This is a genomic window from Clostridium sp. UBA5988 (assembly GCF_002435615.1).
Taxonomy (GTDB): domain Bacteria; phylum Bacillota; class Clostridia; order Clostridiales; family Clostridiaceae; genus Clostridium_J; species Clostridium_J sulfidigenes.
In genome coordinates this window covers 1-13,348 of record NZ_DJBA01000018.1, presented here as the reverse complement: position 1 = coordinate 13,348, position 13,348 = coordinate 1, and the positions used below count along the sequence as shown (strand labels likewise).

At 32.4% G+C, this 13,348-nt stretch carries 20 protein-coding genes; all 20 read left to right on the top strand.

Translation table 11 applies throughout. From position 1 onward, the window contains the following. Window positions 1-28: 28 nt before the first annotated feature. The 20 genes from B3J31_RS03245 to B3J31_RS03150 all read left to right on the top strand — a co-directional run bounded on the left by B3J31_RS03245 (window position 29) and on the right by B3J31_RS03150 (window position 13,345). Window positions 29-310, top strand: a complete 282-nt coding sequence (locus tag B3J31_RS03245; protein ID WP_346866651.1) for a hypothetical protein — start codon at window positions 29-31, stop codon at window positions 308-310. A gap of 77 nt (window positions 311-387) precedes the next feature. Continuing rightward, complete coding sequence (locus B3J31_RS03240; protein WP_147520369.1) at window positions 388-864, top strand: phage terminase small subunit P27 family; 477 nt, start codon at window positions 388-390, stop codon at window positions 862-864. Next, window positions 864-2,411: a terminase large subunit gene (locus B3J31_RS03235; RefSeq protein WP_346866652.1), complete on the top strand. Its 1,548-nt coding sequence runs from the start codon at window positions 864-866 to the stop codon at window positions 2,409-2,411. Before B3J31_RS03240 ends, B3J31_RS03235 begins: the two co-directional genes overlap by 1 nt. A gap of 128 nt (window positions 2,412-2,539) precedes the next feature. After that, window positions 2,540-3,319: a hypothetical protein gene (locus B3J31_RS03230; RefSeq protein ID WP_346866653.1), complete on the top strand. Its 780-nt coding sequence runs from the start codon at window positions 2,540-2,542 to the stop codon at window positions 3,317-3,319. Between the two features lie 16 nt (window positions 3,320-3,335). Beyond that, entirely contained in the window at window positions 3,336-3,959 is a 624-nt protein-coding gene (locus B3J31_RS03225) for a hypothetical protein (protein WP_346866654.1), read from the top strand. Window positions 3,960-4,078: 119 nt separating this feature from the next. Beyond that, window positions 4,079-4,570, top strand: coding sequence for a hypothetical protein (locus tag B3J31_RS03220; protein WP_346866655.1), 492 nt, complete (start codon window positions 4,079-4,081; stop codon window positions 4,568-4,570). Window positions 4,571-4,647: 77 nt separating this feature from the next. After that, window positions 4,648-5,901, top strand: coding sequence for a phage portal protein (locus B3J31_RS03215; RefSeq protein ID WP_414632053.1), 1,254 nt, complete (start codon window positions 4,648-4,650; stop codon window positions 5,899-5,901). Further along, a complete protein-coding gene (locus B3J31_RS03210) occupies window positions 5,870-6,061 on the top strand; it encodes a hypothetical protein (protein WP_346873598.1) in 192 nt (63 codons plus the stop codon). The genes B3J31_RS03215 and B3J31_RS03210 overlap by 32 nt, the downstream gene beginning before the upstream one ends. After that, window positions 6,033-6,725 carry a head maturation protease, ClpP-related gene (locus B3J31_RS03205; protein ID WP_346866657.1) on the top strand — a complete coding sequence of 231 codons (693 nt, stop codon included), beginning with the start codon at window positions 6,033-6,035 and terminating at the stop codon, window positions 6,723-6,725. The genes B3J31_RS03210 and B3J31_RS03205 overlap by 29 nt, the downstream gene beginning before the upstream one ends. A 13-nt stretch (window positions 6,726-6,738) precedes the next feature. Continuing rightward, window positions 6,739-7,935, top strand: a complete 1,197-nt coding sequence (locus B3J31_RS03200) for a phage major capsid protein (RefSeq protein WP_346866658.1) — start codon at window positions 6,739-6,741, stop codon at window positions 7,933-7,935. A gap of 23 nt (window positions 7,936-7,958) precedes the next feature. Beyond that, window positions 7,959-8,234, top strand: coding sequence for a head-tail connector protein (locus B3J31_RS03195; protein ID WP_346866659.1), 276 nt, complete (start codon window positions 7,959-7,961; stop codon window positions 8,232-8,234). Between the two features lie 4 nt (window positions 8,235-8,238). Continuing rightward, complete coding sequence (locus tag B3J31_RS03190) at window positions 8,239-8,565, top strand: phage head closure protein (RefSeq protein WP_346866660.1); 327 nt, start codon at window positions 8,239-8,241, stop codon at window positions 8,563-8,565. Continuing rightward, window positions 8,558-8,950, top strand: coding sequence for an HK97-gp10 family putative phage morphogenesis protein (locus B3J31_RS03185; protein WP_346866661.1), 393 nt, complete (start codon window positions 8,558-8,560; stop codon window positions 8,948-8,950). The genes B3J31_RS03190 and B3J31_RS03185 overlap by 8 nt, the downstream gene beginning before the upstream one ends. Next, a complete protein-coding gene (locus B3J31_RS03180) occupies window positions 8,947-9,291 on the top strand; it encodes a hypothetical protein (protein ID WP_346866662.1) in 345 nt (114 codons plus the stop codon). The genes B3J31_RS03185 and B3J31_RS03180 overlap by 4 nt, the downstream gene beginning before the upstream one ends. Beyond that, the gene (locus tag B3J31_RS03175) at window positions 9,284-9,856 is read left to right on the top strand and encodes a major tail protein (RefSeq protein ID WP_346866663.1); all 573 of its coding nucleotides are present in this window, start codon (window positions 9,284-9,286) and stop codon (window positions 9,854-9,856) included. Before B3J31_RS03180 ends, B3J31_RS03175 begins: the two co-directional genes overlap by 8 nt. Window positions 9,857-10,035: 179 nt before the next feature. Beyond that, on the top strand, window positions 10,036-10,665 hold the full coding sequence (locus B3J31_RS03170) for a hypothetical protein (RefSeq protein WP_346866664.1): 630 nt from the start codon (window positions 10,036-10,038) through the stop codon (window positions 10,663-10,665). Window positions 10,666-10,715: 50 nt separating this feature from the next. Further along, window positions 10,716-11,168, top strand: coding sequence for a DUF4275 family protein (locus tag B3J31_RS03165; RefSeq protein WP_346866665.1), 453 nt, complete (start codon window positions 10,716-10,718; stop codon window positions 11,166-11,168). 127 nt (window positions 11,169-11,295) lie between these two features. Continuing rightward, window positions 11,296-11,619, top strand: a complete 324-nt coding sequence (locus B3J31_RS03160) for a hypothetical protein (protein WP_346866666.1) — start codon at window positions 11,296-11,298, stop codon at window positions 11,617-11,619. Between the two features lie 68 nt (window positions 11,620-11,687). Then, the gene (locus B3J31_RS03155; protein WP_346866667.1) at window positions 11,688-11,813 is read left to right on the top strand and encodes a hypothetical protein; all 126 of its coding nucleotides are present in this window, start codon (window positions 11,688-11,690) and stop codon (window positions 11,811-11,813) included. 14 nt (window positions 11,814-11,827) lie between these two features. Next, complete coding sequence (locus B3J31_RS03150; protein ID WP_346873597.1) at window positions 11,828-13,345, top strand: phage tail tape measure protein; 1,518 nt, start codon at window positions 11,828-11,830, stop codon at window positions 13,343-13,345. Window positions 13,346-13,348 lie beyond the last annotated feature (3 nt).

Sequence of the window (13,348 nt, the reverse complement as noted above, 5' to 3'; positions counted from 1 at the left end):
ATAATATAGTAAATTAGATATAAAGTAGGTGAATGAAATAAAAGAAGTTATAAAAGCTTTAGAGAAGGTGAAGGTAATAATTGTAAATTATGAAATGGATTTAAGTTATTCAACATGTGAAAGTGAAAAACAATTAATTAGTGATTTAGATGTATATATAGCTAAACTTAAAAGTAATGATTTATCATGTAAAAAGGAAATTTCACTTTTGTTTGCACCTACTGGTGATTTACAAGAGATAGCAATTGATAGTGGTTGGAGTGATGAATATATTAAACTAGCCCAAATTATAGATAGGTGTATTAAATAATAAGTATTTTAAAAGAGCGTACTAAATAAGGTATGCTCTTTTCTTGTGATAAATTTTAAAGATGGGAGGTGAAACCTATGGCACAAAGAGGAAGAAAACCAAAACCTACTGCAGTAAAAGAACTTGAAGGTAATCCAGGAAAAAGAGCACTTAATGAATTTGAACCAAAGCCTAAAAAGAAAGCACCAAAATGTCCTACTTGGCTTGATGCTGAAGCTAAAAAGGAGTGGAGAAGAGTTGCTAAGCAGCTTGAGGAACTTGGAGTATTAACAGAAGTTGATATGGCAGCTTTTGCAGGGTATTGTGAAGCTTATGCACGTTGGAAAGAAGCAGAAGAATTTATATCAAAGCATGGAACAATTGTAAAAACACCAAGTGGTTATTGGCAGCAAGTGCCACAGGTATCTATTGCCCAAACTTATCTTAAGATTATGATTAAGTTTTGTGAGCAGTTTGGACTTACACCTTCTTCAAGAAGTAGAATTGTTGCAGATAAAGGTTCTAATGATTGTTTAGATCCTATGGAAATGATGCTAAGGGGTGAGATGAAATAATGTATGATGAAGCAAAAGCACAGAGAGCTGTAAATTTCATTAATTGCTTAAAGCATACAAAAGGTCAGTGGAGAGGTGTTCCTTTCGATTTACTTCCTTGGCAAGATAAAATTATCAAAGATATATTTGGATATGTTAAAGATAATGGGTATCGTCAGTATAATACTGCGTATATTGAAATTCCAAAAAAGAATGGAAAATCAGAACTTGCAGCAGCAGTAGCACTACTTATGACTTGCGGAGATAATGAATGGGGAGCAGAGGTTTATGGTTGTGCTTCTGATAGGCAGCAAGCTTCTATAGTATTTGATGTTGCAGTTGAAATGGTGGAGCAATGCCCAGCACTTAAAAAAAGAATTAAGCCTATAATGTCAATGAAAAGACTGGTATATAAACCTACAAATAGCTTTTACCAGGTTCTTTCAGCTGAGGCCTATACAAAACACGGTCTTAATGTACATTCAGTTATTTTCGATGAACTCCATGCACAACCCAATAGAGAGTTATTTGATGTAATGACTAAAGGTTCAGGAGATGCAAGACTACAGCCATTATTTTTTCTAATTACTACAGCTGGTACAGATAGAAATTCCATATGCTTTGAGCAGCACCAAAAGGCCCAGGACATAATTGAAGGTAGAAAGATAGATAAAACCTTTTATCCAGTTATATATGGTATAGATGATAATGCTGATTGGGGGGATGAAAAGAACTGGTATAAAGCCAATCCATCACTTGGGCATACAATAGATATTGAGAAAGTTAGAAATGCTTATAATAGTGCAAAGGAAAATCCAGCTGAAGAAAATATATTTAGACAGTTAAGATTAAATCAATGGGTAAAACAATCCACTCGTTGGATGCAGATGGATAATTGGGACGAGTGTGATTTTAAAATAGATATGGATTCTTTAAGAGGCAGAGAATGTTATGGAGGACTTGATCTTTCAAGTACCACCGACATTACTGCTTTTGTTTTAGTTTTCCCTCCAAGAACACCAGATGAAAGATATATAGTAATTCCTTACTTTTGGATACCAGAGGATAATCTAAAGCTTAGAGTAAGAAGAGATCATGTACCTTATGATGTATGGGAGAAACAAGGATTTATAAAAACCACAGAAGGTAATGTGGTCCACTATGGATTTATAGAAATGTTTATAGAGGAACTTCATACTAAATATAATATTAAAGAAATAGCTTTTGACCGTTGGGGAGCAGTTCAGATGGTACAGAACCTTGAAGGAATGGGATTTACAGTAGTTCCATTTGGACAAGGGTATAAAGATATGTCACCATCTTCTAAGGAATTAATGAAACTAACCCTTGAGAAGAAAATAGCACATGGAGGAAATCTAGTGCTTAGGTGGATGATGGATAACATATATGTAAAAACTGATCCAGCAGGAAATATTAAGCCTGATAAAGAGAAAAGTACAGAGAAAATTGATGGTGCTGTAGCTTTAATAATGGCATTAGATAGAGCAATTAGGAATCAAGGCAGTTGTGGAAGTGTTTATGATGATAGAGGAATTTTAATTTTATAAGTATATATGGCACTCTAGACTTCATTGAGTATATTTAGTACTAAACATACTCAATGAGTAAATAAATACTAAAAATGCTTGCGATACTAAAAATAAATGATATAATACTTAATATAGGAGGTGTTGAGATGGAAAACTCGAAAGAAAGAAAACCCAATATTGAATTAAGTATTGATTTTGATGTTAAAGAGATGTTCGATATAGCATTAGGAATTAAAAAACAAAGTGCTAAAGAGGTTATACAGAGAATGATGTGTAATTATATTTCTAATGTTTTTGATGAGGTTTCAAAGCGTTGTCAAGGTGAAATTGAACCTAGTAATACAATAAAGCAAGATGAAGTGGACGGTTTAAAAGTAAGAATATTATGCGGTAGTGCAAAGATAGAATTAAGGATTGATGAGTATGTTAAAGAAATGTTTTATACGGCTTTGAAGATTAAGAAAGAGTGGGATATACAAGTTATAGAACGTATGATGGGAAACTATGTTGCTAACACTTTTGATGAGGTTTCAAAACGATATCAAGATGAGGGTGATACTAACGGTATAATAAAAAGAGATGAAGAAAATAAGTATTTTTTAAAAGCAATTAATAAAATACAAAAATGGTCTCTTAACAAAGAACAAGTCCCATATAAAATAATAAGAGCTTTTTTAAAATTACAAAGTGAACAGGATAAGGTATACTATGAAGATTTGGTGAGTTTATGTACAGATAATAATCATGAAGATACTTACGTAGAACAATTTGTTTCTAACTTTAATCAATTAAAATATGATACAGCAAGATCATATGGTAAGGTTTTTGTAGTAGATAAAGAAACAAATATAGTACAAATTTGGGATGAAATTAAGAAATCTATATTAGAGTATCAAGATAGATTTTATGTAAGTCTGAAAGATTAAAAAGGGAGGGGTATATATGTATTATAAACCAGTTACAGTAGAAGAAAATATTGCTAATATAGTATGGATGAAAAATAATATTTATGGATTGGTTAATAGTTATGTTAATCAGTTTAATAGTATGACGTTGATTTATAGTAACTCATATTACTATAATAATGCCATTGCTATGGGAATAATTAATTATAATTCAAATTATGAGCTTGAAGTTACAAAAATAGCATATTCAATTTTTGGTTTTTCAAACGATTTATACCATAGAATTTCATATGCTTTAGATTGCTGGAATCGTATAAGCACTAAAAGCAAGAATGGGGCTAGCTTTAAAAATTATGACCAAGTCGTCAAGATTATAAAAAATAAAAATATAATAGATGGTAGTGAAAAAGAAGCTTTACTTGACTTTAGAAAGAAAAGAAATTTTACAACTCATTATGGGAAAATTATATTTATTAGATACATATTTAATAATTATAACCTTTTATACAATCTTCTTGTTACTATAGAAAATTTATTAATAAAGCAAAGCAACATAGATGATTTTAGTTATTGTAATTATCTAGAACAGCAAAGTGATTTTATAGAAGATTTAAAAGAAACCCTTAATGAATTTTCTTTTGGTAATAATTTAGCATCATGAAACCAAGAAGCACCTAACAAGAGGTGCTTTTTTATGCCTATATTTGAAATGTCCTTGACCAGTATTAAATATAAATTTATAATATATTCCATAAGTGAGAATTGGGGAGGATTATTAGTATGGAGTATAAAAATGAAAAACAATTACTGGATGCACTTGAAATAGATTCATGGAAAAACTTATCTAGAGATAAAATGTTAAAGTTTGTTGCAATGATGCCTAATATTGATAAAGAAGTAATGATGAAAATTATTGATCAATTTCCTCAATTTAAAGAATTCGCAAAAGATGTGCTTGATACACTTGAAGAAACATATAATAATACGATTGATGCAAATAAAGAAAGTCAAAACAATGTTCATAATGCCTTTAAAGATATTCGTAGAATACTTGAAAATCAACTAAATCAAGAAAATCTTAGCTTTGAAGAAAAGCAATATTATATAAATTTAATTATGCAATGTGGGGATAGAGAGTATGAAAAAGATACGGAAAATAAGATATTTCTTGGTGACATGACAAAAAAAACCCTACTAGGAGTTGGTAGCGTATTGCTCGCAGCAGTAGTTTTTGTTGGTGGGAAAGTACTTTTAGGTAGAGATGAAGCCTAAATTTAAATAATAATGAATTATAAGCTCTGATAATAATTTCAGGGTTTTTTTTATATCCGTTTTAGGAGGTGACCATAATGAAAATACCAATAATATCAAGAATTTGGGAGCCTAGAGCAGGTCCTAAGAATAGTTTTTGGGGTAGTACTTATAGTTTCTTCTTTGGTAGTACTACAAGTGGAAAAACTGTAAATGAAAAAACAGCAATGCAAACTACTGCAATTTATGCTTGTGTTAGAATACTTGCTGAAACAATAGCTTCATTGCCACTTCATACTTATAGATACACAGAAACTGGGAAGGCGAAAGCCACAGACCATCAAATATATCATCTCTTAGCAGATGAACCAAACCCTGAGATGACCTCATTTGTGTTTAGAGAAACACTGATGGGTCATCTTTTATTATGGGGAAATGGTTATGCACAAATAGTTCGTGATGGAAGAGGCAATGTGATGGCTTTATATCCGTTAATGCCAGATAAAATGGCTGTGCAAAGAACTGATAACGGTGAAATGTACTACGTTTATTGCAAAGAAGGACAGGATTACACTCTTAGGAGTGATGAAGTTTTGCACATTCCTGGTCTTGGATTTGATGGATTAATTGGTTATTCACCAATAGCTATGGCTAAAAATGCAATAGGTATGGCAATAGCAACTGAAGAATATGGAGCTAGTTTCTTTGCAAATGGAGCAAATCCAGGAGGAGTTCTTGAACATCCAGGAATAGTGAAGGATCCAGCTAGGGTTAGAGAAAGTTGGAATAGTGTATACCAAGGAACTAAAAATGCACATAGAGTTGCAGTTTTAGAAGAGGGAATGAAGTTTCAAAGTATAGGTATTCCACCAGAACAAGCACAGTTTTTACAAACAAGAAAGTTTCAATTAAATGAGATAGCTAGAATATTTAGAATCCCACCACATATGATTGGAGATTTAGATAAATCAAGTTTTTCAAATATTGAACAGCAATCACTTGAGTTTGTTATGTACACACTTGATCCTTGGGTGGTTAGATGGGAGCAAGCTATTAAAAGAGCCTTGTTTACTGAAAGTGAAAAGAAACAGTATTTTGTTAAATTCAATGTAGATGGATTACTTAGAGGAGACTATCAAAGCAGAATGAATGGGTATGCAGTTGGAAGGCAGAATGGTTGGTTATCAAGTAATGATATACGGGAACTTGAAAACCTTAATAGGATACCAGAGGAGCTTGGTGGAGATTTATATTTAATTAATGGAAACATGACAAAGCTTGCTGATGCAGGTGCATTTGCAAATAAAAATAATGGAGGTGATGTCAAACTTGAAAATAGAGGTAAACGATGATTATACGAAATGCACATTAGAAAATGGTCAATCATTTATTATTGATATTGAAGCTGCTCATGCATATAATCGAGTGGCTTCTTTTTATTTTGGAGAGTATGCAAAGTTAAATATTATTGGAGGTGAAGTAGATGAAACGGAAGTTTTGGAATTGGCTTAACAATGATGATAGCAGAACTATTTTTCTTAATGGAGAAATATCGGATGAAACCTGGTATGGAGATGAAGTTACCCCAAAACTATTTAAACAAGAACTGTATTCAGGAGATGGGGACATTATAGTTTGGATCAACTCTCCAGGTGGATGTGTATTTGCAGCAAGTCAAATTTATAATATGCTGATGGACTATAAAGGAAAAGTTACAGTGAAAATTGATGGAATAGCGGCTAGTGCAGCTTCAGTTATTGCTATGGCAGGTGAAGAAGTACTGATATCACCAACTGGACTAATTATGATTCATAATCCAATGACTATTGCTTTTGGTGATGCTGTGGAGATGGGAAAAGCAGTTACAATGCTTAGTGAAGTTAAAGAAAGTATTATAAATGCTTATGAGATAAAAACAGGGCTTTCAAGAGAAAAATTAGCTAATTTTATGGACAATGAAACTTGGTTTAATGCTAAAAAAGCTGTTGAACTTGGCTTTGCTGATAAAATCCTATTTTCTGAAAACCGTACAGATTCTCCGGAAAGTGAGGGAACATCTTTTAGCAATATGTCAATCACTAACTCACTTTTAAATAAATTGCCTAATAAAAAGAAAAACGAACCAAATGGAATTCAAATTGAAAATCTTTATAAGAGATTAAATCTAATAAAATAATGGAGGAATGTATATGAGTAAAATATTAGAGCTTAGAGAAAAAAGAGCAAAACTATGGGATAGCACAAAAGCTTTCTTAGATAGCAAAAGAAATGACAATGGATTATTATCAGCGGAGGATACTGAAAATTATGAGAAGATGGAAGCTGATGTTGTAAATTTAGGAAAGGAAATAGATAGACTTGAAAGGCAAGCAGCTTTAGATTTAGAGCTATCAAAGGCAACTTCTAGTGCAATTAGAAATAATCCTAATGCTAATATTCATGAAGAAAAGACAGGAAGGGCATCAAATGAATATGTGAAAGCTTTTTGGAATGCTATGAGAAACAAGAATGGCTTTGAGATTAATAATGCTTTGCAAATTGGTACAGATAGTGAAGGTGGATTCCTTGCACCAGATGAGTTTGAAAAGATATTAATTGAAAGCTTAGAAGAACAAAATATATTTAGACAACTTGCTAATATAATTACTACATCTTCTGGAGACAAGAAGATACCTGTAGTTGCTGGAAAAGGAACAGCATCTTGGGTTGACGAAGAGGGTATCATAACAGAATCAGATGATTCGTTTGGACAAGTGTCTATAGGAGCATATAAACTTGCCACTATGATTAAGGTTTCTGAGGAACTTCTTAATGATAGTGTTTTTAATTTAGAGAGTTATATAGCAAAAGAATTTGCAAGACGTATTGGTGCAAAGGAAGAAGAGGCTTTCTTCATTGGTGACGGAACAGGAAAACCTACTGGTATTTTTAACGCTACCGGTGGAGCTCAGCTTGGAGTTACTGCTGCAAGTGCAACAGCTATTACACTAGATGAGATTATGGACTTGTTCTATAGCTTAAAATCTCCTTACAGAAAAAATTCTGTGTTTGTAATGAACGATGCAACAGTAAAGGCAATAAGAAAACTTAAAGATGGAAATGGTCAATATATATGGCAACCATCTATCACAGCTGGAACTCCTGATACTATTTTAAATAGACCAGTAAAGACTTCTGCATATGTTCCTACTATTGCATCAGCAGCGAAGAGTATTGCGTTTGGTGATTTCTCATACTATTGGGTTGCAGATCGTCAAGGTAGAGCTTTTAAGAGGTTGAATGAATTATACGCAGCAACAGGTCAAGTTGGATTTATGGCAACTCAAAGAGTTGATGGAAAGCTAATACTTCCTGAAGCAATTAAAGTATTACAACACAAAGTATAGAAAAAAATATAGGAGGTGAGTGTGTGGTTCTAACGCTTGAAGAAGTTAAATTATATTTAAGAGTAGATGGTGATGAGGAAAATACACTCATGACTAAATTTATTTTAACATCACAGGAATTATGTGAAGAAATACTTAGATTTGAGCTTACAGAATATGAAGTTGTACCTGAGTTAGTAAAACAAGCGATATTATATGCAGTAGTAAATATGTACGAACAACGTGAAACCTTTGATGTAAAATCAGTTATAGAAACAATGACAAGACTTTTATTTTCTCATAGAAGAGAAAGTTGGTGATACTATGGAAATAGGAGACTTAAGGCATAGAATTACTTTTCAAAAGTTAATCACAGCAGTTAATGAAAATGGGTTTGAAATTCAAACATGGCAGAATTATAAAACAGTATGGTCAGCAGTTTCTAATTTATCAGGTAGGGAATATTATCAAACTGCAGCAATAAAAGGAGAGAAAACTGTAAAGTTCTTAATAAGGTATGTGGAAGATATAGATGAATCTATGATAATTTTATTTAGGAATAAGCAGTATAACATAACCTTCATAGATAACATGAAATATGTAAATAAGTACATTGAAATAAAAGCTGTGGAGGTGGAGGAGGATGGCTAAACTGGAACTTGAGGGTATGGAAGAACTTATTGATAGAGTTAATAAGTTAGGAGAAAAAGGTGAAGTTATTAAAAAGAAAGCATTAGATAAAGCAGGAGAACTTGTAAAGTCAACCATGGAAACACGAGCACCAAAATCTGAAGAAACTAAAAGGCACATGGCTGAAAATATACAAGTGTCAGAAATACAAAAGGATAATGGTGTGGATTTTATTAAAGTTGGACCTAATAAAGGTGATAACTCAGAGTTCTTTTACAGTAAGTTTACTGAATGGGGTACAAGTAAAATATCAGCACAGCACTGGGCAGAGAAATCAGTCCTCGAAAATAAGAGAGAAATAAATGACACTATTAAGGAAGAATTACAAAGAGGTATTGAGGAATGATAAGTAAAATATTATTAGATGCATTAACGCCACTTAAGATTCCAGTATCCTTTCAAAGGTATAGTGGCAAAGCTAAAACCTATATCACTTTTCATGAATATTTAGTTTCAGGAGAAGAATATGAGGATGATGAGGAAAGCTTAACAGCACACTATATTCAGGTAGATATTTGGTCAAAGGATGATTATACAGCTATAGTTAAAAATGTAAAAGAACTTTTGCTTAAGGTAGGATTTAAAAGATTAAATGAAATAGACCTTTATGAAGAAGAAACAAAAATCTATCATAAAGGTCTTAAATTTTATTATTTAGAAGAAAGGGAGAGTGATATAAATGGCTAGACAAGTAGGACTTAAGGATATTCATGTTGCAATATTAAAAACAGATGATGCCACAGGAACAACTTATGACACACCAATAAAACTTGAAAGGGCAATAAGTGCTAAGCTTTCGCCAAAGTCAAATTCAGATAATATATATTCTGATGATGCAGTAGAAGATATAATAACAGCATTTGAAGGTATAGATGTTGAAATAGAAGTCAATCAATTATCACTTACAAGTAGAGCAACACTTCAGGGGTCAAAGGTTGTAAAAGGCGTGCTTATAGAAAATAAGGATGACATACCGCCAACTATAGCTTTAGGTTTTAAGTCAAAGAAGAATAGTGGTAAGTATAGATTTGTGTGGCTACTTAAAGGAAAGTTTGAACTTGCAACAGATGAGTATGACACTGAAGCAGAAAAGCCAAAGGCTCAGAGTGCAAAGCTTAAGGGGAAATTCTTCTCAAGGGAATCTGATGGTAACTATAGATTTATTTGTGATGAGGATAATCAAGGTGTAGATGAAACAATTATTAGTGGATGGTTTACTGAAGTTCCTGATGAGCCTATAATAACTCCATAAATAATTATATGAAATTAATTTATGCAAAGAAGTATTTGTATTATAATATAGTTAGTACACAGTTGTAGAATGTAGTGAAGTAATGATTATTCATCTAACTATAATATAAATAGTATTTTATCGAGTTGTTTATTATTAATAAAATGTACAAATCTGAAGTTGTAGAGGAGGCTGAATAGATGGAGGAAATAAATCTTGTAGAAAAAATGATACACAAGAAATTTTCTTTAGAACAGTATCATAAGGAATATGCAGATAAATTAGAATGGGGATATACTGATGTCTTATATTCTTTTCTTGGAGTCTATGTTATAGGAGTAAATGTATTTCATAAAGATAAAGTTGAATGTTGTGGATTACAAATAAAACCAAAAATAAGAACCAATAACCGTCAGCTTGCTTACAGTTATAAATTTATTAAAGAGCATTATTGTGATTATGATAAGTTAAATGAACTCGCTGAATTAAATGAGTTTATTGAAGTTTATTTTAAAGTGGGGAATATTATACCTATATGGCCGGGAGGAAATGAACATAGAGGTAAAAGTCAATGTTATGACATTCCAGATATTTACTTTAATAAAGATGAAATTAAAGAATACTCAAATAATTTTTTCAATACATTTCTCAAGTATAAGAATTTCTATTTAAATGATTTTATAAATAACAAGTACAGCAACATCAAAATTGAAGACTTTCTTAAATTTAATGAATTAGAATACACTGACTTTCTAAGGCACATTGTGGAAGTAATCAACAAAAGAAGTGAACTTATTGAAAAATGGGTAAAAGAAAAAGTTGTTTTTTAAATTTGCGAATTCCAACTTATTATTGAGTTAATCCAAAGGCTGGTGAAGATATGGAACTTACTATTCGGATAAATGAGATTTTTAAAAATAAAAGTATTAAAGTAATTGAAGTTCCTAAATGGGGGACCTTTTTACGAAAGCAATGGGAAGACGTTTTTGCAAATCATTTAAGTAATAATGAAAAGAAAGAAATTTTTATGTATGATGACGATGGTTTTTGTGGATATTTATGGCATGTATTCAGCTTCGAAAGAAGAGTTTGTTTGAAAGAGCAAGTAGCGGAAACGGCTTTTAATAATGAACGGAAAAATTCTTGTTATATTTTTTACCAACATACAGATGATGTTTTTATTGTTGAAGAGGCAGCTAACTTGAATGCAAATGATTTGTTGAATGAATTTGATGTTTATGTTGTAGACAAAGAATTTAACTGGACTTATGTAAAAACACACGAAACTGGATGGTGTGGTCCTTATTTTAGTTATAGAGATACAAAAGCTTAGGTAATTATTTTGATACATGTTAAGAACAGTATTTATATTAATGTATCAACATTAAAGTATTTTTAATTAGCAGGGAAATAAGCATCCCTGTTTTTTCTTGGCCAAAGTTTAGATAGGAGTTGATAAATTGAAAGCATCAGAACTTAAAAATAAAGGAATAAAGTTTCAGCTAAGCAATAAAGAGTATGAACTTAAATTTGATATGAACACCTTCTGTGAGCTAGAAGAGGTTTATGGGGATATTAACAAAGCCTTTGAGGATTTAGAAAATAGAAAGATTAAAGCCATAAGAGCACTTATTTATTCAGCAATTAAGGCTGAGGATGAAGGTGTTACTCTTAAAGATGTAGGTAGAATGCTTACTTTAAGTGATATGGAGAGATTAGGTACTGCTATTAATGAAGCATTGGTGATAGCGATGCCAGAAGTAACAGAGAATATGGGGGAATAGAAAGCCACACCAATCAAGAAGGCTGGGATTGGGAGTGGCTTTTCTATTTAGGAACAAACCTATTAAAAATGACAGAAGAGCAGTTTTGGAGAAGTACACCTAAGAAGTTACAAGCTCTTTTCAATGTATATAAAAGGGCAAATGGAATTGAAGAAGAAGAGGAGCTTGATTATATAGATAATATTATTTTCTAGAGGAGGTGAGTGTAATGGCAGCAAATTCAAGTACTGTTATAGCTAGAATAGGTCTTGATGATAGAGGATTTCAAGATGGTGTTGCAAAGATCCAAAGAGGTTTAAAGTTAGTTCAAAGTGAATTTGCTGTGGCTAGTTCTAAGCTTGGTGACTTTGGTAAATCCACTGAAGGATTAAAACTTAAATCAGATACTTTAAATAAACAAATAGAAATTCAAAAGGATAAAGTTTCAGCGTTAAATAAAAGTTACCAGGAAAGTGTAGAGAAAAAAGGTGCTGATACAAAGGCAACTGAAAATCTTAAGATAAAGCTTAATTATGCAGTAGCTGAACTTAATAAAATGGAAAATGAACTGAAAAGTACCACAAAGGAACTTAAAGAAAAAAGTTCTGCTTGGTATAAGCTATCTGAAAGTATGGATAAAGCAGGAGAAAAGATGAAAGCTGTGGGAGACAAAATGTCTTCAGCGGGCAAGAAACTCACTACAGCGGTTACACTTCCTCTTGTAGGAATAGGAACAGCTGCAACTAAAATGGCTATGGATGCAGAAGAGTCAGAGAATCTATTCGAGGTGGCCATGGGTACAATGGCTGGTGATGCTAGAAAGTGGTCAGAAGAAACTTCAAAAGCCTTAAGTCTCAATGCTTTTAATGTAAGAAAGAATGTAGCAACTTATAATTCTATGCTTACATCCATGGGGCTTGCATCAGAAGAATCTTTGAAAATGTCAGAAGGATTAACTCAGCTTTCTTATGATATGGCATCTTTTTATAACCTTAAGCCTGAAGAGGCCTTTGAAAAATTAAAGTCAGGTATTTCTGGTGAAGCAGAGCCACTTAAAGCTTTAGGTATTTTAGTTAATGATAATACCATTAAGACCTATGCCTATTCTAATGGAATTGCAAAGCAGGGGGAACAGCTAACAGAAGCACAGAAGGTTCAAGCAAGGTATGGGGCAATTTTAGATGCTACAAAAAATGCCCAAGGAGACCTAGCAAGAACTATGGATAGTCCTACTAATAAGATAAGAGCTATGAAGGAACAGGCTCAGCAGATAGGAATTCAGTTTGGACAAATACTAATACCTATTCTTGAAAAACTTATAGCTGTAATAAAACCTTTGATGGATAAATTTCAAGGGCTATCAAAAGAGCAACAAGAGCAGATTGTAAAGATTGGTTTAATTGTAGCTGCTGTAGGCCCTATAATTTTAATAATAGGTAAGGTAGTTACAATTATAGGAACTCTATTTTCAATAGTAAGCACTGTGTCAGGAGCAATTGCAGCAGCTGGTGGTGTATCAGCGGCCTTTGGAGCTGTACTTGGTGCATTAACTGGACCCGTTGCTATTGTAATAGCAGTAATAACAGGATTAATTGCAGTGGGAGTGCTTTTATATAAAAACTGGGATGCTATTAAAGAATTCATGGTAAAGATGTGGGAGCAGGTAAAAGTGAGTACGTCTAATGCAGTATTAGCCTTAAAGACTGTTATAAGTTCTACATTTAATGCTATCGGAAGTTGTCAATAATAT

Excerpts from the sequence above, each read along its gene's own strand:
- B3J31_RS03240 (WP_147520369.1), top strand. The coding sequence starts at position 388 with ATGGCACAAAGAGGAAGAAAACCAAAACCTACTGCAGTAAAAGAACTT.
- B3J31_RS03235 (WP_346866652.1), top strand. The coding sequence starts at position 864 with ATGTATGATGAAGCAAAAGCACAGAGAGCTGTAAATTTCATTAATTGC.
- B3J31_RS03230 (WP_346866653.1), top strand. The coding sequence starts at position 2,540 with ATGGAAAACTCGAAAGAAAGAAAACCCAATATTGAATTAAGTATTGAT.
- B3J31_RS03225 (WP_346866654.1), top strand. The coding sequence starts at position 3,336 with ATGTATTATAAACCAGTTACAGTAGAAGAAAATATTGCTAATATAGTA.
- B3J31_RS03220 (WP_346866655.1), top strand. The coding sequence starts at position 4,079 with ATGGAGTATAAAAATGAAAAACAATTACTGGATGCACTTGAAATAGAT.
- B3J31_RS03215 (WP_414632053.1), top strand. The coding sequence starts at position 4,648 with ATGAAAATACCAATAATATCAAGAATTTGGGAGCCTAGAGCAGGTCCT.
- B3J31_RS03210 (WP_346873598.1), top strand. The coding sequence starts at position 5,870 with ATGTCAAACTTGAAAATAGAGGTAAACGATGATTATACGAAATGCACA.
- B3J31_RS03205 (WP_346866657.1), top strand. The coding sequence starts at position 6,033 with ATGAAACGGAAGTTTTGGAATTGGCTTAACAATGATGATAGCAGAACT.
- B3J31_RS03200 (WP_346866658.1), top strand. The coding sequence starts at position 6,739 with ATGAGTAAAATATTAGAGCTTAGAGAAAAAAGAGCAAAACTATGGGAT.
- B3J31_RS03190 (WP_346866660.1), top strand. The coding sequence starts at position 8,239 with ATGGAAATAGGAGACTTAAGGCATAGAATTACTTTTCAAAAGTTAATC.
- B3J31_RS03185 (WP_346866661.1), top strand. The coding sequence starts at position 8,558 with ATGGCTAAACTGGAACTTGAGGGTATGGAAGAACTTATTGATAGAGTT.
- B3J31_RS03180 (WP_346866662.1), top strand. The coding sequence starts at position 8,947 with ATGATAAGTAAAATATTATTAGATGCATTAACGCCACTTAAGATTCCA.
- B3J31_RS03175 (WP_346866663.1), top strand. The coding sequence starts at position 9,284 with ATGGCTAGACAAGTAGGACTTAAGGATATTCATGTTGCAATATTAAAA.
- B3J31_RS03170 (WP_346866664.1), top strand. The coding sequence starts at position 10,036 with ATGGAGGAAATAAATCTTGTAGAAAAAATGATACACAAGAAATTTTCT.
- B3J31_RS03165 (WP_346866665.1), top strand. The coding sequence starts at position 10,716 with ATGGAACTTACTATTCGGATAAATGAGATTTTTAAAAATAAAAGTATT.
- B3J31_RS03155 (WP_346866667.1), top strand. The coding sequence starts at position 11,688 with ATGACAGAAGAGCAGTTTTGGAGAAGTACACCTAAGAAGTTACAAGCT.
- B3J31_RS03150 (WP_346873597.1), top strand. The coding sequence starts at position 11,828 with ATGGCAGCAAATTCAAGTACTGTTATAGCTAGAATAGGTCTTGATGAT.